Origin of the sequence: Hoeflea sp. AS60 (assembly GCF_038900115.1) — a bacterium.
Classification (GTDB): Bacteria; Pseudomonadota; Alphaproteobacteria; order Rhizobiales; family Rhizobiaceae; genus Hoeflea.
On sequence record NZ_JBBMQP010000001.1, the window covers coordinates 803,679 to 828,331 of the forward strand.

Consider the following 24,653-nt stretch of genomic DNA (forward strand, 5'->3'; position numbering starts at 1 on the left):
CATGATCCTGTTCCCCGCCATCGATCTGAAAGACGGCCAATGCGTGCGGCTGAAGCTGGGCGAGATGGATTCCGCAACGGTCTACAATGAAGATCCCGCAGCCCAGGCCCGTGCTTTCGAGGAGCAGGGGTTCGAATGGCTGCATGTTGTCGATCTCAACGGTGCGTTCGAAGGCCAGTCGGTCAATGGCGCCGCGGTTGAAGCCATCCTCAAGGCAACGAAAAATCCGGTGCAGCTGGGCGGCGGTATCCGCACGCTGGCCCATATCGAAGCCTGGCTCGACAAGGGCCTTGCCCGCGTCATTCTGGGCACCATCGCGGTTCGTGATCCTGATCTGGTGCGGGAAGCCTGCAAGCTGTTTCCCGGCCGCGTTGCCGTTGGTATCGACGCCAAGGGCGGCAAGGTGGCCGTCGAGGGCTGGGCCGAGGCTTCCGAGCTCGGCGTCATCGAACTGGCGCAGCGTTTCGAAGGCGTGGGCGTTGCCGCCATCATCTACACCGACATCGATCGCGATGGTGTTCTGACCGGCATCAACTGGGAATCGACCATCGAACTCGCCGACGCCGTCTCGATCCCGGTCATCGCGTCCGGTGGCCTGGCCTCGCTTGCCGACATCGTGCGAATGAAAATGCCCGATGCCGCAAGGCTCGAAGGCGCGATCTCAGGCCGTGCGCTCTATGACGGCCGTATCGATCCGGCTGAGGCGCTGGGGGTTTTAAACGGCACGCTCAAGGTCGAAGCCGCGAAATTCGAGGAGGCCGACCGCTCGTGACCCTGAAATCCCGCGTTGTTCCGTGTTTGGACGTTAAAGATGGCCCGCGCGCCCCGCAGCGGCTTTGCCGCGAGGACGCGCAAACAGAAAAGGCGGCCATCCGATGCTGAAATCCCGTGTCATTCCCTGTTTGGACGTCAAGGACGGCCGCGTCGTCAAAGGCGTCAATTTTGTTGATCTGATCGATGCCGGCGATCCGGTTGAGGCGGCCAAGGCCTATGACGCGGCGGGGGCGGATGAACTCTGCTTTCTCGACATCACCGCGTCATCGGACAATCGCGACACCATTTTCGATGTCGTGGCTGAAACTGCCGAGCATTGCTTCATGCCGCTGACGGTCGGTGGCGGTGTCCGAACGGTGGCCGATATCCGAAAGTTGCTGCTCTCTGGCGCCGACAAGGTTTCCATCAACTCGGCTGCGGTGAAGAATCCTGATTTCGTTGCCGAAGCCGCCGACAAGTTCGGCAACCAGTGCATCGTCGTCTCGATCGATTCGAAAAAGGTCTCCGCCCCGGGTGAAGCCGACCGCTGGGAGATCTTCACCCATGGAGGCCGGGAGCCGACAGGGATCGATGCCATCGCCTTCGCGGAGCAGATGGTGGAGCGCGGCGCCGGAGAATTGTTACTGACGTCGATGGACCGCGATGGAACCAAGGGCGGCTACGACATCGCGCTGACCCGGGCCATCGCCGATGCTGTCAGGGTTCCGGTGATCGCATCTGGTGGCGTTGGCAATCTTGATCATCTGGTTGAGGGAATTCGTGACGGTCACGCCACCGCTGTGCTGGCAGCCTCGATTTTCCATTTTGGAACCTATACGATCAGCGAAGCCAAACAGTACATGGCCGATGCCGGGCTCGACATGCGCCTGACATGCGCCTGAATTGAACGGCGCCGTCGGGAAAAGCCCCAGGAGACATATCCGCAATGACCAGTTTCACCCTTGCCGATCTTGAACGGATAGTTTCCGAGCGGTCTTTGGCAGATCCGGCGCATTCATGGACGGCAAAGCTTGTCGCCGCCGGCATGCCGAAAGCGGCCAAGAAGCTTGGCGAGGAGGCGATCGAAACAGTGATCGCCGCAACCTCGCAGACCCGTGGCGAGCTCGTCGGCGAAACCGCTGATCTTCTGTATCACCTCATGGTCGTGCTAAGGATTGCAGATGTGCCTCTTTCCGAGGTGCTGGAAGAGTTGGAAGGCCGGACCGCACAATCCGGCCTTACCGAAAAGGCGAGCCGCACGGCGGAATGAGCATGGACCAGACCAATATCCAACCGCCTGCCCTTGATCATTTCAAGGGGGATGAGTTTTCACCCTACCGCTTCTTCACAGCGGACAAATGGGCCGAATTTCGTGCCGATACGCCGCTGACACTGACCGAAGACGAGGTCCGCCGTTTGCGGTCTCTTAACGACCCGGTGGATCTCGACGAGGTGCGGCGGATCTACCTGTCTTTGTCGCGTCTGCTGTCGGCGCATGTGGAGTCTTCGCAATTGCTGTTTGAGCAGCGCAAGCGCTTCCTCAATCTCTCCAATGTTGCCAAGACCCCGTTCATCATCGGCATAGCCGGCTCGGTGGCGGTGGGCAAATCCACCACCGCCCGCGTTCTGGCAGAGCTTATGGCGCGATGGCCTTCGAGCCCCAAGGTCGATCTGGTGACCACCGACGGTTTTCTCTATCCCAACGAGGTGCTTCGGCGGGAAAACCTGATGGACCGCAAGGGCTTTCCGGAAAGCTATGATGTCGGCGCCGTGCTGCGCTTTCTCTCCGAGATCAAGGCCGGGCAGAACAGTGTCCGCGCGCCCTGCTATTCGCATATGACCTACGATGTGCTGCCGGGCGAATACACCACGATCGACCGGCCTGACATCCTGATCTTCGAAGGCATCAATGTGCTTCAGGTGCGCGATTTGCCCGAGGACGGCAAGATCGTGCCGTTCGTGTCGGATTTCTTTGATTTCTCGATCTATATCGATGGTGAGGAAGCTGACATTCACAGATGGTATGTCGACCGCTTCATGAACTTGCGGCAAACCTCGTTCCGCAATCCGGAATCCTTCTTCCACCGCTATGCCGCGATCAAGGAAGATGCCGCCCGCGCCATCGCCGAGAGCCTCTGGGAAAACATCAACCTGAAGAACTTGCGCCAGAACATCCTGCCGACGCGCCCGCGCGCTGATCTGATCCTGCGCAAGAGCTCAAACCACCTGATCGAACAGGTCGCCCTGCGCAAACTCTAGCTTACCAGATATGTCTGAAACTCAGGCCGTGACCCGCCTCAGCGTCAGGTTGATGCGCCCGCCATCCTTCAGCAGCGTCGATGTGGTTGGGTAAATCCGGTCGACACCATGAAAAGCCAGTCGGCTTTCGCCACCCAGAATGACAATGTCACCGCTTTCCAGCCGGAAAGATCGGGTGGGTTGCCCCCGTTCGGTGCCGCCGATCCGGAACAGGCACGCGTCACCGAGCGAGACAGACAGGACAGGTGCTGCCAAATCGGTCTCATCTCGGTCCTGGTGCAGGCCCATACGGGCGCTGGTGTTGTAGAAATTGACCAGACAGGCCTGCGGTGGAGCAGTATATCCGGTCAGCTCTTCCCAGAGGTTGATCAGTCTGTCGGGCATTGAAGGCCAGGGTGACCCGGTGACCGGATGGCGGTCCTGGTAGCGGTATCCGGTCTTGTCGGCGACCCAGCCGAGATCACCGCAATTGGTCATCCGGACGCTCAACGGCTTGCCGCTTCGTGGCATTTCCGGGCGATAGAGCGGTGCTTCGCGCACCACCGCCCGGATGTCTTCGACAAGGGCCTGCTGTTCAGGTCGATCAAGATGGCCGGGGATATGGCGCACCCCTTTGGGTAGAACGAGCATCACCGGCTTTCTTGGTACCTTTGCCGTCTCAGGCGGTTTCGATATCTGGGATACGCAAGACCTGACCTGGATAGATCTTGTCGGGGTCCGACAGCATCGGCTTGTTTGCCTCGAAGATCACCGTGTACTTGGCACCCTTGCCTTTGCCATAGGCTGCCTCGGCGACTTTCCAGAGGTTGTCACCCTTCTTCACCGTGTGGAACTTCGGATCCTTCGCAGATGTAGACGCCTTGACCAGCTCGGTCATGTCGGCTGTGCCGAGCGACAGACCGGAATCCGGTACCACCACCTTGAGCTCCGACGCCTCGACCTTGGAAATGCCGAGCGTATTGCCCACGGCGATGATGGCCTTCTCGAAGATTGACTGGTCTTCGACCACGCCTGACAGCACGATCTTGTCACCGTCGACCTTGACGTCGACCTTGTCGGTGCCGAGTTTGTAGGAATCGAGTTCCTTCTTGACGGCATCAGCCTCCGGCGCATCATCATCGCCGCCAATGCCCAATTTCTTGCCAGCCGATTTGATAAAATCAAAAATGCCCATAAGTCATCGTCTCCCTGAGTGTCTGTTGCTCATCATAAGCATGCCAACCCTGGGTCTGCCAACAAAAAGCTTCTGCTAATCTAATCCTCTGAGACTTTGCCACGCGCCTTCTTGATCACGCCCAGTCCTGTCTTGGCTGCCAGGCGGCGTTCTACCGATCCTCTTGTGGGCCTCGTTTTGCGCCGTGGCGGCGGTGGTGGCTCGGAGGCCTCGTCAATCAATTCAAGCAAGCGTGCGCGTGCATCGGCACGATTGCGCTCCTGGGTCCGGAACCGGTTGGCCTCGATAATGATCACACCGTCCTTGGAAACCCGGCTGCCACCGAGTTTCAGGGCGTTCTTCTTGACCCGTTCGGGAAGCGACGGTGAGTTGCGGATATCGAACCTGAGTTGGACAGCAGTCGCCACCTTGTTGACATTCTGACCGCCCGGCCCTGAGGCGCGAATGAAACTTTCGCTCATCTCCCAGCCGGCGATGACGATTCCGCGTGCTGCATGAAGGGGATCTGCACTCATGGCGCGGTTTTCCAGAAAAGCACTTCAGCTTCATCCTTGCGGCTGATGGCAGGGACCCGAGTGTTTTCGGCAGGGTGGCCGACAACCAGCAGCACCAGCGGCTTCTCATTGTCGGGCCGACCGCAGATCTGATTGAGAAAGCCCATCGGCGACGGCGTATGGGTCAGCGTTGCCAATCCCGCCGAATGCAGGCTGGCAATCAGCAAACCGATGGCGATGGAGACGGATTCGGGCACATAATAGTGCTTGATCTTGCGACCTTCACTATCCGTGCCCCAGCGCTGTGCGAAGATCGCAATCAGCCAGGGTGCTGTTTCCAGAAACGGTTTGTCCGAATCCGTACCCAGATGCGCCAGTGCGCCGAGCCATTCCTCGCCCGCACGACCTTTGTAAAAGCCCCGCTCTTCTTCCTCCGCAGCCAATCTGATTGCGCGTTTGGTCTCCGGGTCTCCAATCGCGACGAAGGCCCAGGGTTGCTGGTTGGCGCCCGAGGGTGCCGTCGCTGCAGCCCGAACCGCAAGCCGAATGATCTCCGGATCGACCGGATCGGCTGAAAAATCCCGAACCGTCCGGCGCGACTGCATCAGTTCATAGAACTGTTCAGCCTCCGCCATCATCTGGGCATCCGTCTTCCGGGCAATCGAATGCGCAACGGTTTCGACGGCTTTGGCCATGATGGGGCGCTCCTGTTCCGGAATTGGACCATCGGAAAATGCGCGACAGGCCCCGTTGGGTCAACGGGGCCTGTCAAAGATCGTCTGGAAGGCAGTGATGTTTATTCTGCGGCGGCCTTGAAACCAGGTGCTGCATCAAGAACCGATCCATCGACATGCGCTTCGAACTTGGCGAAGTTTTCGATGAACATGCTTACCAGGCGGTTGGCTGCGGCGTCATAAGCCGCCTGATCGGCCCAGGTCGAGCGCGGATCAAGGATTGAACCATCCACGCCTTCAACAGCAACAGGCACAGTAAAGCCGAAATTGCTGTCGGTACGGAACTCGGCAGTGTCGAGCGAGCCGTCCAGCGCAGCTGTCAGCAGTGCACGGGTCGCCTTGATCGGCATACGCTGGCCTTCGCCATAAGCGCCGCCGGTCCAGCCGGTGTTGACCAGCCAGCAATTGACCTTGTGGTCATTAATCAGCTGGCGCAGCAGGTCGCCATATTCAGACGGATGACGCGGCATGAACGGTGCGCCAAAGCAGGTCGAAAACGTTGCTTCCGGCTCGGTAACGCCCTTTTCGGTGCCTGCCACCTTTGCGGTGTAGCCCGACAGGAAGTGGTACATCGCCTGTTCCGGCGTGAGTTTGGCAATCGGAGGCATCACGCCAAAGGCGTCGGCCGTCAGCATGATGATGTTCTGCGGGTGACCTGATCGTCCGGTGTCGCTGGCATTCGGGATGAAGTGCAGCGGATAGGCGCAACGGGTATTCTCAGTCAGCGAACCATCATCGAAATCGGGAATGCGGTCTTCGTTGAGCACCACATTTTCCAGAACCGTGCCGAAACGTTCGGTGGTGCCAAAGATTTCCGGCTCTGCTTCGCGCGATAGGCGGATGGTCTTGGCGTAGCAGCCGCCCTCGAAATTGAACACGCCGTGCTCGCCCCAGCCATGCTCATCATCGCCGATAAGTGTGCGTTTCGGATCGGCGGAAAGAGTGGTCTTGCCCGTTCCCGAAAGACCGAAGAACACTGCCGTGTCACCGTCGGGGCCGACATTGGCCGAGCAATGCATTGGCATCACGCCCTTGGCGGGCAGCAGATAGTTGAGCGCCGTGAAGACCGACTTCTTCATTTCGCCGGCATAGGACGTGCCGCCGATCAGAACCAGCCCGCGCATCAGGTCAACCGCGATGACGGTCTCCGAGCGGCAGCCGTGACGCTCCGGATCGGCCCGGAAGGATGGAAGATTGATGATGGTCAGCTTAGGCACGAAATCTGCGAGATCCGCGCGGTCAGGACGGATCAGCAGATTGCGGATGAACAGCGCGTGCCAGGCATATTCGGTAACGACACGGGAGTTGAGCGCGTTGTCCTCGTCTGCACCACCGACAAGATCCTGAACGAAAAGATCCCTGTCCTTGGCGTGAGCAACCATATCGGCATGGAGAATGTCGAAAGCCTCCGGCGTCATGGGCTTGTTGTTGTCCCACCAGATCTGGCTGTCGGTCGTCGCATCGCGGACCACGAACTTGTCTTTGGCCGACCGGCCTGTGTGCTGGCCGGTCAGTGCCCGAAGCGCGCCGTGCGCAGTCAGCTTGGCTTCGTCCCGTGCCACCGCGAGTTCAACCAGTTCGGCTTCTCTCGTGTTGTATCGCACCACACCAGATGTGGTCAGACCGCAAAGGTCGATTCCGGCAGACGGATTACGCACTCCCAAATCCTTATTCATTTCGGATTCCTTTTCGTTCTGGCGCAGGACAGGTTCAACTTTGCCGGGACCATAGGGAGAGGAATTTTAAAAAACAACAAGTGATTCTAAGATTAATTAATGAAATCAGAGTATTAATCGATTTAAAAAAAGTGGAACTTATTTAAATCGGTTCAATTGATCCATGCTGGCTTGCGACGTGCGCAATGAGGGAATGACACCAGTTTGGAACTGTGCCACATTTTGTTCTCACTTTATCCTCATGGACGTGACGGCGGGATCTGGAATTGACGCATAAATGCGGCTGATCCGGAAAGCGGGGGCACTTCCCGGAGGTGTGCAAGACCATGATGGAGACGACAGACATGCAGACAATCGCGCTCGTCGACGACGACCGCAACATCCTTACCTCTGTTTCGATAGCACTCGAAACTGAAGGGTATCGTGTTGAAACCTACACCGATGGCGCCTCCGCACTGGATGGTTTGATTGCCCGCCCTCCGCAGCTTGCTATTTTCGATATCAAGATGCCGCGTATGGACGGCATGGAGCTTTTGCGCAGGTTGCGTCAGAAGTCGGATACTCCGGTCATCTTTCTCACTTCCAAGGATGAGGAGATCGATGAGTTGTTCGGTCTCAAGATGGGCGCCGACGATTTCATCACAAAGCCGTTTTCCCAGCGACTGCTGGTCGAGCGGGTCAAGGCCGTGCTTCGTCGTGCCGCCAACCGCGAGGCAGCTGCTGCGGCAACTCCTGGGCGTGCTGATGCTGCGCCGACCAAATCCCTGGAGCGTGGCAACTTGATCATGGATCAGGAGCGGCACACCTGCACCTGGAAAAATGAACCCGTGACCCTGACGGTCACCGAATTTCTGATCCTGCAATCGCTGGCTCAGCGTCCGGGCGTGGTAAAGAGCCGCGATGCCCTGATGGATGCAGCCTATGACGAACAGGTCTATGTTGATGACCGCACCATTGACAGCCACATCAAACGTCTGCGCAAGAAGTTCAAAATGGTCGATGATGACTTCGACATGATCGAAACCCTTTATGGGGTTGGCTACCGCTTCAGGGAAGCGGCATGACGACCACCTGTTCCTTCACGAGCTGCGGGATGTAGCATAAAGCGCAAATGGCAATTGAAACCGAGGACAATGCGGACGGAAAGGCCACGGGTCCTTCCGATGTCCGGTCGCTGACAAGCTGGGCTCATCCGGTCAAGCTGGTCCGCCGCATGTTCGGAAATCTGATTTTTTCGAGCCTGACGCGCCGCATACTGTTTCTCAATCTGGCAGCGCTGGTCGTTCTGGTGTCGGGGATCCTCTATCTCAACCAGTTCCGCGAAGGCCTGATTGATGCCCGGGTCGAAAGCCTGCTTACCCAGGGCGAGATCATTGCCGGCGCTGTCGCCGCGTCAGCATCGGTGGACACCAACTCGATCACCATTGATCCGGAGAAGCTTCTTGAATTGCAGGCCGGACAGAGCATATCGCCTACGAATTCCAACGAGAATCTGGATTTTCCGATCAATCCGGAACGTGTCGCGCCGGTGCTGCGCCGGTTGATCTCGCCAACCCGGACCCGCGCCCGCATCTATGATGGTGATGCAAGCCTGATTCTCGATTCTCGCTATCTTTACACAAGCGGCCAGGTCCTTCGCTATGATTTGCCGCCGGCTGAAACCGGGTCTCCGGGTTTGACCGAAATTGTGACGACCTGGTTCAATCGCTTCTTTCAGCGCCGTGATCTGCCGCTCTACCGCGAACCGCCCGGCGCAGACGGGTCGATCTACCCCGAAGTCATGAATGCGCTCACTGGCGGGCGCGGCGCCGTGGTGCGAGTGACCGAGAAAGGCGAACTGATCGTCTCGGTTGCCGTGCCGGTTCAGCGTTTCCGCGCGGTTCTCGGGGTTTTGCTGCTCTCGACGCAGGCCGGCGACATCGACAAGATCGTCCATGCCGAGCGGATGGCCATCTTCAGGGTGTTCGGCGTCGCCGCCATGGTCAACATCGTTCTGTCACTGCTGCTCGCAAGCACCATCGCCACGCCGCTCAGACGGTTGTCGGCTGCTGCGGTCCGCGTCCGCCGCGGCGCCAGGGTGCGCGAGGAAATTCCGGATTTCTCCGACCGTCAGGACGAGATCGGTAACCTCTCGGTGGCGCTGCGTGGCATGACCAACGCGCTCTACGACCGGATTGCCGCCATCGAAAGTTTCGCTGCCGATGTCAGCCACGAGCTCAAGAACCCGCTAACCTCGCTGCGCAGCGCGGTCGAGACCTTGCCGCTTGCGCGCAACGAGCATTCCCGCAAGCGGCTGATGGATGTCATCCAGCACGATGTCCGTCGTATGGACCGCCTGATCAGCGATATTTCCGACGCATCGCGGCTGGATGCCGAACTTGCGCGCCAGGACGGGGTTACGGTTGACATGCAACAGCTGTTGACCGACCTCGTCGATATTGCACGGCAAACCCGCGCCGGAGGCAAGGAAGTTGCAATCGAGTTGAAGATCGACAAGCGCAGCGCCGGCAAGTCTGCGTTCAAAGTGCTTGGCCATGATCTCAGGCTGGGTCAGGTTGTTACCAATCTGATCGAAAATGCCCGTTCGTTCGTGCCCGAAACCGGTGGCCGTATCACCATTCATCTTGGCCGCCGCCGCGGCATGGTTCAGGTCCTTATCGAGGACAATGGTCCGGGCATCCGCGCCGAAGTCATCGAGCGGGTGTTCGAGCGGTTTTATACGGATCGGCCTGACGGCGAGGATTTCGGCCAGAATTCTGGCCTTGGCCTGTCGATCAGCCGTCAGATCATTGAAGCACATGGCGGCAACCTCACGGCAGAGAACATTCCGGGTGACGAGCCCGACAAGTGGCGTGGGGCGCGGTTCATCATTGAACTGCCTGCCGAAACCAGATGACCGGCTTTTCTGTGGCGGCCGGCGAACCGGTGCATGCAACGGCAATAGTCGTTGGCCAGACCGGGATGTTGTTTCTGGGTCTTTCAGGCTCGGGAAAAAGCAGTACGGCCTTTGCCTGCCTTTCGGAGGCGGCGGCGCTCGGCTGGAACGCGGCCCTGATCGCCGATGACCGGACAATCCTGACGGTTCATGCGGACCGCTGCATCGCCTCCTGTCCGGACCCGATCCGGGGCCTTCTGGAACTGCGCGGCACCGGTATCATCCCGTTCCGACAGCTTGACCGGGCGGTGATGCACTGCGCGGTGGCTCTCACTGAGCCATCGGCAGCAACCCGGTATCCTGCCGAAACCGAAACCTTTTCGTGTGGTGGCGCATCACTACCCCTTATGCGTCTGTGGCACGATGGCGCAGCGCGACCGCTGTCACGCCTCCGCGCCGCACGACCAGAGCTGTTTTTAGGCTCTTGAGCGCATCGTCTGGGCAAATTGCCTCTTTCGTGACGTTTTTTGGCTTGAACTTCGCCTGCTTCTGTCCAAGATGAAAATTCATACTGTTCGCGGCTGCGAAGCAATTGGCATGGCTTGGTGAAAAATAGCGCTGGCCGCATGCTGCTGGAGGCAAAATGATCGGATTGGTGCTTGTCACCCATGGCAAGCTCGCGGAAGAGTTCAGGCATGCGCTGGAGCATGTTGTCGGACCGCAAACCGCTCTTGAAACCGTCAGCATCGGGCCGGAAGACGATATGGACCAGCGGCGGATGGATATTGTCGGTGCGGTTTCGCGTGTTGAAAACGGGAATGGCGTCATCATTCTGACCGACATGTTTGGCGGAACCCCCTCAAATCTTTCGATCTCGGTTATGGATTCTGGGCGCATTGAGGTCATTGCCGGCGTCAATCTGCCGATGCTGATCAAGTTGGCCGGCGTCCGCGGTTCCAATGACATGCAGAAAGCTCTTGCTGACGCACAGGACGCCGGACGCAAATACATCAATGTTGCAAGCCGCCTGCTGACCGGGAAATGACGTCTGCCTCCCCTGTTCCATCAAGATCATTGAAGATCGTCAACAAGCGCGGTCTGCATGCCCGCGCGTCGGCCCGGTTTGTTCAGACCGTTGAGGGTTTTGATGCTGTCGTGCGGGTAACGCGCGAAGGCTCAACGGTCGGCGGTACGTCGATTATGGGACTGATGATGCTGGCGGCAAGTACCGGATGCTCCATCGAAGTGGAAGCGGAAGGCGCTCAGGCGGTTGAAGTGCTGGACGCGCTTGAAGCGCTGATTGCCGCTCGGTTCGGCGAAGAAGCCTGATCTTTCGCACATAAAGACATCTTTATATCGTATTGCCAGCTAGCGTGTTTCCTGCTATGGCACCGCGCATGCAATTCAGCCTGTCCCGGCTGGATCACGAACTTTTGGAAAATCATATGACCGCTAACCAGGATTATGTCGTCGCCAACATCGAGTTGGCTGATTTCGGCCGCAAGGAACTTGATATTGCCGAAACCGAAATGCCAGGCCTGATGTCGCTCCGCGAAGAGTATGGATCAGAGAAGCCGCTGAAGGGCGCCCGCATTGTCGGTTCGCTGCACATGACCATCCAGACGGCGGTGTTGATCGAAACTCTGACCGCATTGGGCGCCGACGTGCGCTGGGCGTCGTGCAACATCTACTCGACCCAGGACCATGCCGCTGCAGCGATCGCCAAGAGCGGCGTTCCCGTGTTCGCAGTCAAGGGCCAGAGCCTGGAAGAGCACTGGGACTATCTCGACAAATCGTTCCAGTTTGCTGACGGCCCGAACCTGATCCTCGACGATGGTGGCGATGCCACCCTTTACGTCTTGCTTGGCGCCCGCGCCGAAGCCGGTGAAGACATCATTCCGGTTCCCGCTTCAGATGAGGAAGCCGTGATCAAGGTGCAGATCAAGAAGCGCCTGGAAGCGTCGCCCGGTTGGTTCACCAAGGTGCGCGATCAGATTGTCGGCGTATCGGAAGAAACCACGACCGGCGTTCACCGTCTTTATGAACTGCAGAAGAAGGGCCTGCTTCCCTTCCCGGCAATCAACGTCAACGATTCCGTCACCAAGTCGAAGTTCGACAACAAGTACGGCTGCAAGGAAAGCCTTGTTGACGGCATTCGCCGTGCCACCGATACCATGATGGCCGGCAAGGTCGCAGTCGTCTGCGGTTACGGCGATGTGGGCAAGGGCTCGGCAGCATCGCTGCGCGGCGCTGGCGCTCGCGTGAAAGTGACTGAAATCGATCCGATCTGCGCGCTGCAGGCCGCAATGGACGGTTTCGAAGTAGTCCTGCTCGAAGATGTGGTCAAGACCGCTGACATCTTCGTCACCACCACCGGCAACAAGGACGTGATCCGTCTCGAGCATATGCGCGAGATGAAGGACATGGCCATCGTTGGCAACATCGGCCATTTCGACAATGAAATTCAGGTCGCAGCGCTGAAAAACCACAAGTGGACCAACATCAAGGACCAGGTGGACATGATCGAAATGCCCTCGGGCAGCCGCATGATCCTTCTGAGCCAGGGCCGCTTGCTCAACCTCGGCAACGCCACAGGTCACCCGAGCTTCGTTATGTCGGCCTCCTTCACCAACCAGGTGCTGGCGCAGATGGAGCTTTGGACCAAGGGCGACAAGTACCAGAATGAAGTCTATGTCCTGCCCAAACACCTCGACGAAAAGGTCGCGCGCCTGCATTTGGACAAGATCGGCGCCAAACTGACCGAGCTCAAGACCGAACAGGCTGATTACATCGGCGTGACAGTTGAAGGCCCGTTCAAGCCGGAACACTACCGGTACTAATTTTCTAAGCGATACCCACAACATATTGAAATCGCGTCCTTGACAACAAGGGCGCGATTTCTTTTTGCGCCGTTTCCCCTTCACCGTGATTCGCGAACCAGCTATGTTTTTGGCCAATGATTCGTTTTGCGTTGTGGCGGCGCGATAAACGAATTGGCCAATCGATTGGCGATGTCTTGTCAGACAGACGACGAGGGGACGGAGACATGCCGGTGAAGACGGATTCACGTGGGCGCAAGGGGCTTCTTGGACTCAGGCAAACGGTGATCAGCGACCTTGGCCGGTTCAGGCTCAAGGTGCTGACAGGAACGGCGCTGCTGAGTGGCGGCTTCCTGGCATCCGCACTTCCGGTTCTGGCCCAGGCATCGGGTGATCATGCCGCTGGCAACGCCTCGGTATCCTCATTGGAAGTGGTCAATTTTGCCATGGTCATCGGCGCCATCTCGGCGGCCATGATCTCGGCTATCTGGCTTATCCGCGAGCGCGGCAAGATCGACCTCGAGAATGTCGGTTTGCGCGCGTCCCTTGCAGACGCGAATGCCAAAATTTCGCGCCACGAGGCTCTTATCGTCGATCGTGACCGCCAGATCGTTGTCTGGGACGGCGTGGGACTTCCCGCCGAAGTGCTTGGACAGCTGTCCGCAGAGACGGGTGCGCCCCAGAAGCCGGGCGATTTCCTGGCCTTTGGCCGCTGGCTAGAACCAAGGTCGGCCGGCGCTCTCGACGAATCGATTGACAGGCTTCGCGCTCATGCGGAGCGTTTTGACATGATCATTGAGACGGTCCGGGGCCATGTCATCGAAGCCCAGGGCAGGGTTTCCGGTGGTCGCGCCTTTGTCCGTTTTGTCACCCTGTCGAATGTTCGCGCCGAACTCGCCGAACTCAAGACCGAACGCGATCGCCTGCTCACCTCTCTGGATACGTTTCAGGCGTTGCTGGATGTTATCGATATGCCTGTGTGGCTGCGCGGACCGGACTCGAAACTTGTCTGGGTCAACGATGCCTATGTGCAGGCTGTTGAAGGCGCTGACCGGCAGGATGCTTTGCAGCGTGGGCTGGAACTGCTCGGAACCGCTGCGCGTGAACGGGTCCGCGCGACGGCAACGCCCGAGCGGCCGTTTCTGGACAAGGTTTCGACAGTTATTCAGGGCCATCGCCGCTTTCTGGAAGTCGCAGACGCCAAGACACCTGCCGGAAGTGCAGGCCTTGCACTGGATGTGTCGATCGAGGAGGACCTGCGCCAGGAACTCAAGCGTACGATCCAGAGCCATGCCGAGACGCTTGATCATCTCGCCACTCCGGTGGCAATTTTTGACCGCGACCAGCGGCTGCAGTTTCACAATCAGGCGTTTCAGCGTCTTTGGGAGCTCGATACGCCATTTCTGTCCCGCCGGCCTGACAATGGCGAGTTTCTCGAGCGGCTCCGTGCCGACGGCAAACTGCCTGAACCGCATGCCTGGCGCGACTGGAAGGAACAGATGCTGTCGGTCTACCGTTCGGTCGAGACGACGCCACATCTCTGGCATCTTCCCGATGGCCAGACCCTCAATGTCTTCGCCAACGCCCATCCGCAGGGTGGCGTCACCTGGGTGTTCGAGAACCTGACCGAGAAGGTCGATCTTGAAACCCGCTACAACACGCTTCTCCAGGCCCAGGGCGAAACCATCGATCACCTGGCCGAGGGCGTTGGTGTTTTCGGACCGGATGGCAAGATCCGTCTGTCCAATCCGTCGTTTCGCGCGCTCTGGGGCCTGACCGAGCAGCAGGTCAAGCCCGGCACCCATATCCGCCACATCGCCGAAGCCTGCGAGCCGTCATACCGCGAGGCCGATGGCTGGAAGCTGTTTGCCGGCGCAATAACCGGCTTTGAAGACGAGCGCCGCACCCGTGAAGGCCGCATCGAGCTGATCACCGGCCTTATTCTTGACTATGCCATCGTGCCGCTGCCCAACGGCCAGACCATGATTGCTTTCGTCAATGTTACCGACAGTGTCGGCGCCGAACGCATGCTGACCGAGAAAAACGAGGCATTGCGCAAGGCCGATGCCCTGAAGAACGATTTCGTGCAGCATGTTTCCTATGAGTTGCGCTCACCCCTGACCAACATCATCGGCTTTACCGAACTGCTCCAGACCCCTGGCATTGGCGACCTCAACGAGCGGCAATCCGAATATCTCGACCACATCTCGACCTCGTCTTCGGTGCTGCTGACCATCGTCAACGACATTCTGGATCTCGCCACCGTCGATGCCGGCATCATGCGGCTCGACGCCGGTGTGGTCAGCATCCCGGCTCTCTTTGCCGAGGCCGGCGAGCAGATTGCAGATCGTCTGAAGGAAAACGATCTGGCGCTTGAAATCGACACTGCCTCAGCACCGCCAGAGATGATCGGCGATCACCAGCGGCTCAAGCAGATCCTTTTCAAGCTTCTGATGAATGCTGCGAACTTTGCCCCGGTCGGATCGGTGGTGCGCCTGAGCTGCCGCCAGGACGATGGTGCGATCTGCTTCTCGGTTACCGATTCGGGCCCTGGAATTCCTGAGGACGTGCGCAAGGATGTCTTTGCCCGTTTTGAAACCAACGGGCAATCAGGCCGGCGTCGAGGTGCCGGATTGGGACTGTCCATCGTCCAGAGCTTTGTCGGCCTGCACAATGGAACCGTCTCCATTGAAAGCGGTGAAGAAGGCGGAGCAACGATTGTTTGCCGGTTTCCGACCACCCGCCCGCTTGCCCGCGATGCGGCCGAGTGAGCCTTGATGGCAACTGCGCCCCTCCGCGTGGAACTGGCGAACCCGGAAGCAACAGCTCTCTTTGCTGAAGATGTTTCGCTGGCTCTCAAACAGGGTGACTGCCTGTGCCTGTCGGGGGATCTTGGCGCTGGAAAATCCACCTTTGCCCGGGCGTTGATCCGCGCGATTGCCGACGATCCGGACCTCGAGGCCCCAAGCCCGACCTTCACGCTGGTGCAGAGTTACCAGCTTCGGCTCGCCATCGCCCACATCGATCTCTATCGCATCGGATCGCCTGAAGAGCTCGATGAATTGGGTCTCGATGACGCTCTTGCCGAAGGCGCCGCCCTGATCGAATGGCCGGAAAAAGCGCTCGAACTGCTGCCTGATGGCAGGATCATGATGCGGTTTGACGGCATCGGGGACAGCCGCACGGTGACGATTTCGGCGCCGGAACCGTTCCTCGAAAGGCTTGAACGGTCTTTCGCCGCCCGCGCATTTCTTGAGAAGCAGTATTCCGGCCCTGTCGCTCGGCGGCATCTGCAAGGTGACGCCTCCTCCCGCACCTACGAGACAATTCGGTCTCAAGACCGCGAGCCAGACATTTTGATGAACGCACCACGGCGACCGGATGGCCCGCCGGTGCGTGATGGCTTGCCTTATTCCCAGATCGCTCATCTGGCCGAAGATGTGGTTCCGTTCGTTGCGATCGCCCGCTGGCTTCGGACGCAGGGCTTCTCAGCCCCCGAGATTATCAGTGAGGATCTCGATCAGGGGTTCCTGCTGGTCGAGAATCTCGGCACCGAAGGCATCCTGGACCAGGACGGCAAACCTGATCCGGAACGCTATGGAGTGGCAATCGATTGTCTTGCCTTGCTGCACGGGAAGGATCTTCCTGGCCCAATCTCAGTCGGCGACCGGGTGCATCATGTGCCGGCTTACGATGCCCGCGCAATGCAGATCGAAGTGGAACTTCTGACCGATTGGTACCTGCCTTGGCGTCGCAGTGCCGCAGTGCCGGATGAAGAGCGCCAAGAGTATCTTGATCTGTGGCGGGCGCTGTTTCAGCGACTGGAAAGCGCTGAACAGTCACTGGTCTTGCGTGACTATCACTCGCCCAATCTTATCTGGCGCGATGAAAGGGTCGGGATTGACCGGCTTGGTATCATCGATTTTCAGGACGCGATGATCGGCCCGTCGGCCTATGACGTTGCATCCTTGTGTCAGGACGCGCGGGTGACCGTCGATCAGGATCTTGCTGATCAGCTTCTGGACCGTTACGTCCGGGCCCGCCGCGCCGTGGATCTGGATTTTGATGAGGCCGGCTTCCGCGAAGCCTACGGGATCATGGCCGCCCAGCGCGCCGCGAAAATCCTCGGCATCTTCGTTCGTCTCAAGCAGCGCGATGGAAAATCCGGATATTTGCGGCATTTGCCGCGGATGGAGGCCTATATTGCGGCTTCTCTTGCTCATCCGGCCCTGCAACCCTTGCGTATCTGGTTCGCAAAGGCTGGTATCGGCGAAACCGAATCATAAACCGGAACTGCCGAACCGATGACAATCAAATCCGCCATGATTCTGGCCGCAGGGCTTGGCACCCGTATGCGTCCTATCACCGAAACGCTGCCGAAGCCCCTGGTCGAAGTGGCAGGAAAGCCGTTGATCGCCTATGGGCTGGAAGCCCTCGTCCGGGCGGGCGTCAGCCATATGGTGGTCAACGTGCATTACCTCGCGCCGCTCCTGGTCGACTGGCTCTCGACATGGTCTGGCGCGGATATCCAGATATCGGATGAAACCGCAGAACTCCTCGATTCGGGCGGCGGTATCGTCAAGGCCCTGCCGATGCTCGGAAATGAGCCGTTTCTGGTTCTCAACGCCGATACGTTCTGGCTGGAGCAACCGGGCAGCGCGACGGACAATCTCACAAAAATGGCAGATTGTTTCGACCCCGAATCGATGGATATCCTGCTGATGACCGCCCGCCTTGATCAGGCAACAGGCCACACCGGCGCCGGTGATTTCGTCATGGGTGATGATGGCCGATTGGAGCGCTACAAGGGCACCGGCGATCCGGTCATCTATGCCGGCGCAATCATTCTGCATCCTCGCATTTTTGACGGCATCACCGAGAAACGTTTCTCTCTCAATCGCTGTTTCGATGCGGCCGCAAGCCAGGGCAGTCTGTTTGGTATGGCCATGCAGGGTCATTGGCTCACGGTTGGCACGCCCGAAGCAATCGGCGAGGCTGAAGCCGCCCGTTCCGCCTATCTCGGCGAACCGGCCCAGTGACGCGATCATCACCCAGAATAGTCACGATCCCGCCAGGCGTGGATTTCCTCGCCACGCTTGCCGGGCAGATTATCGAAGGCGGCCTGGTTCCGGGCCTCGCCTACAGCGCTGACAACCCTTTGTCTCTGGTAGGTGCCACGGTGTTCGTGCCCACGCGCCGCGCCGCCCGCGTCCTGCGATCCGAACTCACAGATCTCATCGGCAAGGGATCTGCTATCCTGCCGGTCATCCGCCCCTTGGGGGAAACCGATGACGATGCCGGGTTCTTCGATTCCGCCGATCCGGAAACGCTCGCCCTTGATCCGCCAATCCCGCAGATAGCCTCCACCTTGCGGCTCGCCGATCTGGTTCTAGCCTGGAAACAGGCCTTGCCACAGACGGTCAAGGATCACCTTGGCGGCGTGCCGCTGGTGGCGCCGGCCAACCCGGCCGATGCAATCTGGCTTGGCCGCGCCCTGTCCGACCTGATCCAGGCAGTTGAAACCGAAGAAGGTGATTTTGCCGGCCTTGAAAGTGTCGCCTCCGCTGATCTGCAGCAATGGTGGCAGCTGACATCCGAGTTTCTCAAGATCGCGCGCGAGTTCTGGCCGGCGCTCTTGAGTGAAATCCACCGCTCCAGCCCCGCCAAACACCACAATGCGATGCTCGACGTGTTCACCCGCGGCCTTGCGGCATCCCCGGCAGATCGACCGGTCATCGTAGCCGGATCGACCGGCACAAGGCCATCGACCGCCCGGCTGATTGCTACCGTCGCGCAACTGCCCCAAGGCGCGGTGGTGCTGCCAGGACTCGATCACGCCATGCGGCCCGCGCATTGGCAGGCATTGACGGAAGCCGCACTCAACAGACAATCGCCTGATGGCCGCATTCTGGTTGACGTCGCTATCCGCAGCCACCCGCAATATGGCCTTCTGACCCTGCTTCAAAGCTGCGGAGTTGATACTGACCGCATTGACGACATCCCCGAAATCGGCCGGCTTGCGCCGGAGCTCGCGGTACGCAGGACGCTTGTGTCACACGCTTTGCTGCCCGCGATTGCCACCGAAGCCTGGGGAGAGCCCGACTTCCTGCCTGAACCAGCGACGATCACGCCGGGATTTGAGCATGTCAGCCTTATCGAGGCCGCAAACGAGCGCGAGGAAGCATCGGCTCTGGCTGCCGCCATGCGCCGCGCTCTGGAACCACGCCCGGGCATCCCGGAACCAACCGCGGCCCTTATCACCCCCGACCGCAATCTCGCGCGCCGGGTCGTTACCGAGCTTGCCCGCTATGGCATCGAAGCCAATGATTCGGGCGGTTCGCCGTTGACATCGAGCCCTCAAGGCGGCCTGGCGCGGCTGGCTGTGCATGTTGCCTTCGCGCCGGGCGATCCGGTGGCGATTGCCGCATTGATCAAGCATCCGTTGGCCCGTTTCGGTCTTACAAAGAGCGAAGCAAGTGAGCGTGCCGGTTTTGTCGAACGGATAGCCTTGCGCGGCGGCAGCGGCGCTGCCGATATTGATGAGCTCGAAACACTGGTCCGCGAGCGCGAGCCCGGGCGGGATGAACGCCATGCGCCAAAATGGCTCAAGCGGATCAGCGACGAGGAGGCAGAACAGGCGCGCGATTTCGCCGCCCGTGCTGCCAATGCGCTCAAGCCTCTGACATCTGTTCTGGTCGAGCGCTCCGGGCCGGGCGTGACCAACGAGATCCCGATCGGCAGGCTGGCCGCCTTGACCGCCGACGTTCTGGAGCGGATCTGCGTCGACGAAAGCGGCGCGCTAGATAGCCTGTGGGGTGACGAGGCAGGAGCCGATCTCGCCACTGTTTTGCTTGAAACCCGCGACAGCGGCTCGTTGCTGACCATGACCGGGCATGAATGGTTGGGCTCGCTGGATGCGCTGATCTCGGGCAGAATGGTAAAGCCCCGGGCTGGTGGTCATCCCAGAGCCTTCATCTGGGGTGCGCTTGAGGCCCGGTTGCAGCATGTCGACACCCTGCTGATGGCAGGCCTCAACGAGGGCGTCTGGCCGCAGGACGGTCAGGAAGACCCGTTCCTGTCCCGGTCAATGAAGGCCGCAATCGGTCTCGAGCCGCCGGAGCGTCGCATCGGCCAAGCCGCCCACGATTTTCAGATGGCCATGGGTGCGCCCGAAGTCGTGCTGTCCCGCTCATTCCGCTCCGGTAAGGCACCGACAGTCGCCTCTCGGTGGCTTCAGCGGCTTCTGGCAGTCATCGGCCTGGAACCGGCCGCCCTGCTTCGCTCCCGTGGCGAAGCCTTGCTTGCCCATGCCCGAACCCTTGATCAGGGTCCTTCCACCGCTGCCTCTCCCCGTCCGGAGCCGCGGCCGCCTGAAGACCTGCAACCTAAATCCTACTCCTTTTCGGAAGTCGGAAAGCTGCGGCGTGACCCTTACGCGATTTATGCGCGGCGCATCCTGGGTCTCGATCCGCTGGAGGATTTTCTCACCGATCCCGGACCGCGCGAGCGTGGTACACTCTACCATGAGATCCTTGAGGCGTTCATTTCAGGTGACGGCCCGAACCCCCGGTCGCTCGAAACGCTGCGGCGCATAGCGTCCGAGCATTTTTCCAAAGCCGGCTTGCCTGACGCCACCGCTTTGGTCTGGCGCATGCGCTTTGACAAGGCAGCCAATGCCATTGTCGATTGGGAAGGCGAGAACGCTGCCGGATTGGTGCGTTCGCTGGTCGAGACCCGGGCCAGCCTGGAATTGCCGCTTGCAGGGCTGAAACTCACCGGCATGGCCGACAGGCTCGACCTGCGCAAGAACGGAACCGTCTGGATCATCGACTACAAGACCGGTGGCACGCCATCGCGCAAGGAAGCCCGGATCCTGCTCGACCCGCAGTTGGCGCTCGAAGCCTATGCGCTGATCAATGGCGGCTTTGCGGATGTTGGCAAAATGCCCGTGTCCGGCCTTCTCTATCTTCGCCTGACAGGAAGGGACCCCTTTGCCGAACGCATTGACACCGATCCGGACAGGCCGGGCCGGGACGAGTTTGTGAGCCCGCAGGATCTTGCCAGCAGGGCGGTGGATGAATTCGTCCGATTGGTCAGCCTGCTCAGATCCGGCAAGCGCGGGTATCTTTCGCGTGCCATCCCAAGAAGCGCACGGGATTTCGGCGGCGAATATGATCACTTGGCAAGGGTCGCTGAATGGCAGACCGCCGTTGATGCCGATGGAGGCGATGGCGATGAGTGACGATAGCGGAATGAGCGTCATATCCGACACCACGATGCGCCAGAACAAGGCGGCAACGCCGACCCTGTCAGCCTGGGTCTCGGCCAATGCCGGCTCAGGCAAGACCCACGTTCTGGCCCGCCGGGTGATCCGACTGCTGCTTCGCGGTGCGCGTCCATCGGCCATTCTCTGCCTGACCTACACCAAGGCCGCCTCGGCGGAGATGTCCAACCGCATTTTCAAGACGCTTGGTGAGTGGGTGCGGCTCGATGATGCGACGCTTGCCGAAAGGATTACGGAACTTGAAGGCCGGAAAGCTGAACCACATCAGCTGGTGCGGGCGCGAAGACTGTTCGCCACAGCGCTGGAAACGCCCGGCGGCCTCAAGATCCAGACCATTCACGCCTTCTGCGAAGCGGTGTTGCACCGGTTTCCGCTCGAAGCCAATATCCCCGGCCATTTCAACGTTCTCGATGACCAGAAGGCGGCCGAACTGCTGGCCGAGGCGCGCCGGCATCTGATGTCGGCCCAGTCCTTCGAAAATGACCCGGATCTGGCAGCCGCCGTTGTCGGGGCACTCGATATTGGTGGCGAGGCCGGTTTCGACAAATTGCTCTCGGGTCTCTACACGCGCCGCCGCGAATATCTTGCCTTTGATGAACGAGCCCGGACATCGGGTGGCGCCGAGGCACTGATCAGGAAGGCTCTGGGATTATCGCAGGAGGAAAACGCGGCATCCATTGTCGAGAATGTCTGGCCGCTAGATGCGTTGCCGGTCGATTATGTCCGGGCTGTCTTCGAATTTTCCGAATCAGCCAAATCGGCAACGAAAGCCTACAATCTCGCCTATGGATTGCTCGCTGTCGGATCTCAGCCCGGACCTGCTGAACGTCTCGATCTGCTCAGGGAGGTGTTCTTCACCAAATCCGGTTCGCCGGCCAAACTCGGCAGTGTGGCCTCAAAAACGGTCCAGGAGAGATTTCCCGATCTCGCTGAACGCGTGGCCGAGGCGCAGGCGCAAATCGTTGCAATCTTCGACAGGCTGGCGCGGCTCAAGATGCTGTCGGCCTCGTTGACGGCCTTCCGCCTGGCTCGCCGCTATCTCGGCGAGTTCGAGAGACTGAAATCCCGCCAGGCTCTGCTCGATTATGACGACCTGATCGGCGCGACCGAGGCCTTGTTGTCAAAGAGTGGCGCCAGCGCCTGGGTCCACTACAAGCTCGATCAGGGCATCGATCATGTGCTCGTCGATGAGGCGCAGGACACCGCACCTTTGCAGTGGAATGTCATAGGGGCTCTGTCCGACGAGTTCTTTGCCGGCGAAGGAGCCCGGCCTGCCACCAGGACACTTTTTGCTGTTGGCGACGAAAAACAGTCGATCTACTCGTTCCAGGGCGCCCGGCCCGAGCGTTTCGCCGAGGAGCGCAGCAGGATTGCCAGGCTTGCGGGCGCTGCGGATGCAGACTTCGAGCAGGTCTCGTTGCGGGTGTCCTTCAGGTCTTCCACCGAGGTGCTCAAATTCGTAGATCATGTGTTTGCCGATCCGGATGCCCTGCGCGGGATGGGCTCGGCAGATGAGCCGGTCATTCATGAAACAGCCCGATTGCAAGCGCCGGGCCTGGTTGAATTATGGCCGATGATCGCCAAGGAAGCGACCGACGACGAGGACGACTGGACTGCCGCCTTCGACGAGGTACCAGAAACAGCGCCGTCCGCCCAACTGGCGCGCCGCATCGCCGATGTGCTTGGCAAGTGGGTTGGCCACGAAGTGATCGAGGACCAGAAGTCGAGAAAGATGCGGCCCGTCGCGCCCGGTGACATTCTGGTTCTGGTGCGCAAGCGTGATGGTTTTGTGCCGACGCTTCTGCGTACGCTCAAGGCAACGACGGATATTCCGGTCGCAGGCGCCGACCGGCTGCGCCTGACCGACCATATTGCGGTTCAGGACCTGATGGCGCTTGGCCGCTTTGTGCTGCTAGGCGATGACGATCTCTCGCTCGCCTCCTTGTTCAAGAGCCCATTATTGGATCTGAGCGAGGAGGACTTGTTCCGCCTGACCGCTTCAAGGCCGGAGGGCATGTCGGTCTGGCAGCATTTGCTTGAACTGGCTCAAACCGATCAGCGCTTCGAGCTCACGGTGGCCAGGCTCAAGCGCTGGATCGCGCGCGCCGCTCATCAGCAGCCCCATGATTTCTATGCAGCTCTGCTTGGGCCGGACGGTGGCCGCCGGGCCTATCTCGCGCGTCTCGGTCATGAGGTTGGCGATGTCCTTGACGAATTTCTGGGGCTGACGCTCGATCACGAACAGGCGGGCCTGCCTGGCCTGCAGTCATTTCTCGCCATGCTTGAAACGGATACGCCGGAGATCAAGCGTGAGATGGAAGGCCAGTCCGGTGCGGTGCGGATCATGACCGTGCACGCGGCCAAGGGACTGGAAGCGCCGATCGTTTTTCTGGTGGATTCGGGCGGTGAGGCCTTCCAGCATAGCCATCAGCCAAGGCTCCTGCTGCTCCCTTCAGTGCCTGAGGCCGCCGATGCGCCGTCCATCCCGGTCTGGTTGCCGGACAAGACCCATGAAAACGATGCGATCATGCCGGTCCGCGAGAAGATGCGCGAGCAGGCCGAGGAAGAGTATCGACGGCTGCTCTATGTTGGCCTGACGCGTGCGGCCGACCGGCTGGTGGTCTGCGGCTATCGTGGCGTGAGGGAAGTCAAAACCCCGACCTGGCATTCCTTGGCTTCGGTCGGAATTGAACGCGCTGCCGCTGAAAGCGGCTATGTCGTATCGGATGCCGTTCATGAGGCCGCTGCGGCGCCTTTCGAGGTGCGGCGGTTCTGTCGCATCCGCACGGATCGTTCCGGGGTCACGGAGCCCGGTCAGGGAGTGGCGAAAGCCGCGCCATCGGTGGCTGGCAGTGGCATCGCCATCCCCACTGACCCCTTGCCGGCGCCTCAGCGTCTGCCCCGGCCCTTGACACCATCGGGCGTGAGCGCCGTGCTGGAGGACAGCGCAGATCTCGCCTCGCGCTCGCCCTTCGCAGAGAGCCAGACCGGCTCCGCGGCTGCACTCGAGCGCGGAAGCATGATTCACCGCCTGCTTCAGGTGCTGCCGGCTATTCCTCCGGCAGAGCGTCAGATCGTGCTCGCCCGCTATCTGGCGCGCGCTCTGCCGCAAGAGCAGGCTGCCACAGCCAATACAATCGAGACCCAGGTGCTCTCGGTTTTGCAGGACCCGCGCTTCGCGCCGATTTTTGATGCACCCGGCGAGGCGGAGGTCTCGGTGATGGGCACATTGCAGATCAAGGGAGAGCCGCGCGCCGTCTCCGGCCGTATCGACCGCATAGCTCTGGACGGTGACCGTGTGCTGATCGTTGACTACAAGACAGGACTTGCCCCCGGTCCCGAAGAAGAGGCACCCGCAGGCCATGTTTCCCAGCTTGCCATCTATCGTGCCCTGTTGGCCCCGCTGTATCCGGGTCGACGGATTGACGCTGCGCTTGTCTATGTTTCGGGGCCTTTTCTCATTGAAATACCGGGTCCGGTGCTTGATCAGGCCATGGCCCGCCTTGAGCGATAATCCCCCGAAAGCCATCACGGCTGGGTGAAGCTGATCGAAATACCTTGAATACTCACGGGCGAATCATCACA

General features: G+C 59.8%; 20 protein-coding genes. 15 read left to right on the forward strand and 5 right to left on the reverse strand.

Going from position 1 to position 24,653, the window contains the following annotated elements; translation table 11 throughout:
- Position 1: 1 nt before the first annotated feature.
- The 4 genes from hisA (at position 2) to coaA (ending at position 3,012) form a co-directional block, all read left to right on the forward strand.
- Positions 2-772: a 1-(5-phosphoribosyl)-5-[(5-phosphoribosylamino)methylideneamino]imidazole-4-carboxamide isomerase gene (gene hisA, locus WNZ14_RS03845; protein WP_342867275.1), complete on the forward strand. Its 771-nt coding sequence runs from the start codon at positions 2-4 to the stop codon at positions 770-772.
- A gap of 103 nt (positions 773-875) precedes the next feature.
- Positions 876-1,655 (forward strand): imidazole glycerol phosphate synthase subunit HisF, encoded by a 780-nt coding sequence (hisF, locus tag WNZ14_RS03850; RefSeq protein ID WP_342867276.1) that lies wholly within the window; start codon positions 876-878, stop codon positions 1,653-1,655.
- Positions 1,656-1,699: 44 nt separating this feature from the next.
- Complete coding sequence (locus WNZ14_RS03855) at positions 1,700-2,023, forward strand: phosphoribosyl-ATP diphosphatase (RefSeq protein WP_342867277.1); 324 nt, start codon at positions 1,700-1,702, stop codon at positions 2,021-2,023.
- Positions 2,020-3,012 carry a type I pantothenate kinase gene (gene coaA / locus WNZ14_RS03860; protein ID WP_342867278.1) on the forward strand — a complete coding sequence of 331 codons (993 nt, stop codon included), beginning with the start codon at positions 2,020-2,022 and terminating at the stop codon, positions 3,010-3,012. The genes WNZ14_RS03855 and coaA overlap by 4 nt, the downstream gene beginning before the upstream one ends.
- Positions 3,013-3,033: 21 nt before the next feature.
- Here the strand turns inward: coaA and WNZ14_RS03865 are convergent, their stop codons facing one another.
- The 5 genes from WNZ14_RS03865 to WNZ14_RS03885 form a co-directional block, all read right to left on the reverse strand.
- Positions 3,034-3,642, reverse strand: coding sequence for an alpha-ketoglutarate-dependent dioxygenase AlkB (locus tag WNZ14_RS03865; RefSeq protein ID WP_342867279.1), 609 nt, complete (start codon positions 3,640-3,642; stop codon positions 3,034-3,036).
- Positions 3,643-3,670: 28 nt separating this feature from the next.
- Positions 3,671-4,186 carry a peptidoglycan-binding protein LysM gene (gene lysM / locus WNZ14_RS03870; RefSeq protein WP_342867280.1) on the reverse strand — a complete coding sequence of 172 codons (516 nt, stop codon included), beginning with the start codon at positions 4,184-4,186 and terminating at the stop codon, positions 3,671-3,673.
- An 80-nt stretch (positions 4,187-4,266) separates the two neighbouring features.
- Positions 4,267-4,701, reverse strand: a complete 435-nt coding sequence (arfB, locus tag WNZ14_RS03875; RefSeq protein ID WP_342867281.1) for an alternative ribosome rescue aminoacyl-tRNA hydrolase ArfB — start codon at positions 4,699-4,701, stop codon at positions 4,267-4,269.
- Positions 4,698-5,375 (reverse strand): nitroreductase family protein, encoded by a 678-nt coding sequence (locus tag WNZ14_RS03880; protein WP_342867282.1) that lies wholly within the window; start codon positions 5,373-5,375, stop codon positions 4,698-4,700. The genes arfB and WNZ14_RS03880 overlap by 4 nt, the downstream gene beginning before the upstream one ends.
- 101 nt (positions 5,376-5,476) lie before the next feature.
- Positions 5,477-7,090, reverse strand: coding sequence for a phosphoenolpyruvate carboxykinase (locus WNZ14_RS03885; RefSeq protein ID WP_342867283.1), 1,614 nt, complete (start codon positions 7,088-7,090; stop codon positions 5,477-5,479).
- Between the two features lie 344 nt (positions 7,091-7,434).
- Here WNZ14_RS03885 and WNZ14_RS03890 point away from each other — a divergent pair, with 344 nt between their 5' ends.
- The 11 genes from WNZ14_RS03890 to addA all read left to right on the forward strand — a co-directional run bounded on the left by WNZ14_RS03890 (position 7,435) and on the right by addA (position 24,582).
- On the forward strand, positions 7,435-8,154 hold the full coding sequence (locus WNZ14_RS03890; RefSeq protein WP_342868502.1) for a response regulator transcription factor: 720 nt from the start codon (positions 7,435-7,437) through the stop codon (positions 8,152-8,154).
- Positions 8,155-8,201: 47 nt separating this feature from the next.
- Positions 8,202-9,986, forward strand: a complete 1,785-nt coding sequence (locus tag WNZ14_RS03895) for a sensor histidine kinase (protein ID WP_342867284.1) — start codon at positions 8,202-8,204, stop codon at positions 9,984-9,986.
- On the forward strand, positions 9,983-10,453 hold the full coding sequence (locus tag WNZ14_RS03900) for an HPr kinase/phosphatase C-terminal domain-containing protein (RefSeq protein ID WP_342867285.1): 471 nt from the start codon (positions 9,983-9,985) through the stop codon (positions 10,451-10,453). Before WNZ14_RS03895 ends, WNZ14_RS03900 begins: the two co-directional genes overlap by 4 nt.
- Positions 10,454-10,608: 155 nt before the next feature.
- Positions 10,609-11,010 carry a PTS sugar transporter subunit IIA gene (locus WNZ14_RS03905; protein ID WP_342867286.1) on the forward strand — a complete coding sequence of 134 codons (402 nt, stop codon included), beginning with the start codon at positions 10,609-10,611 and terminating at the stop codon, positions 11,008-11,010.
- On the forward strand, positions 11,007-11,294 hold the full coding sequence (locus WNZ14_RS03910; protein ID WP_342867287.1) for an HPr family phosphocarrier protein: 288 nt from the start codon (positions 11,007-11,009) through the stop codon (positions 11,292-11,294). Before WNZ14_RS03905 ends, WNZ14_RS03910 begins: the two co-directional genes overlap by 4 nt.
- Before the next feature lie 116 nt (positions 11,295-11,410).
- A complete protein-coding gene (gene ahcY / locus WNZ14_RS03915) occupies positions 11,411-12,805 on the forward strand; it encodes an adenosylhomocysteinase (RefSeq protein WP_342867288.1) in 1,395 nt (464 codons plus the stop codon).
- A 206-nt stretch (positions 12,806-13,011) separates the two neighbouring features.
- Entirely contained in the window at positions 13,012-15,555 is a 2,544-nt protein-coding gene (locus WNZ14_RS03920; protein WP_342867289.1) for an ATP-binding protein, read from the forward strand.
- Positions 15,556-15,561: 6 nt separating this feature from the next.
- Positions 15,562-17,070 (forward strand): tRNA (adenosine(37)-N6)-threonylcarbamoyltransferase complex ATPase subunit type 1 TsaE, encoded by a 1,509-nt coding sequence (gene tsaE / locus WNZ14_RS03925; protein WP_342867290.1) that lies wholly within the window; start codon positions 15,562-15,564, stop codon positions 17,068-17,070.
- 18 nt (positions 17,071-17,088) lie between these two features.
- Entirely contained in the window at positions 17,089-17,823 is a 735-nt protein-coding gene (locus tag WNZ14_RS03930) for a nucleotidyltransferase family protein (protein WP_342867291.1), read from the forward strand.
- Entirely contained in the window at positions 17,820-21,026 is a 3,207-nt protein-coding gene (addB, locus tag WNZ14_RS03935; protein ID WP_342867292.1) for a double-strand break repair protein AddB, read from the forward strand. The genes WNZ14_RS03930 and addB overlap by 4 nt, the downstream gene beginning before the upstream one ends.
- Positions 21,019-24,582 carry a double-strand break repair helicase AddA gene (addA, locus tag WNZ14_RS03940; RefSeq protein ID WP_342867293.1) on the forward strand — a complete coding sequence of 1,188 codons (3,564 nt, stop codon included), beginning with the start codon at positions 21,019-21,021 and terminating at the stop codon, positions 24,580-24,582. Before addB ends, addA begins: the two co-directional genes overlap by 8 nt.
- Positions 24,583-24,653 lie beyond the last annotated feature (71 nt).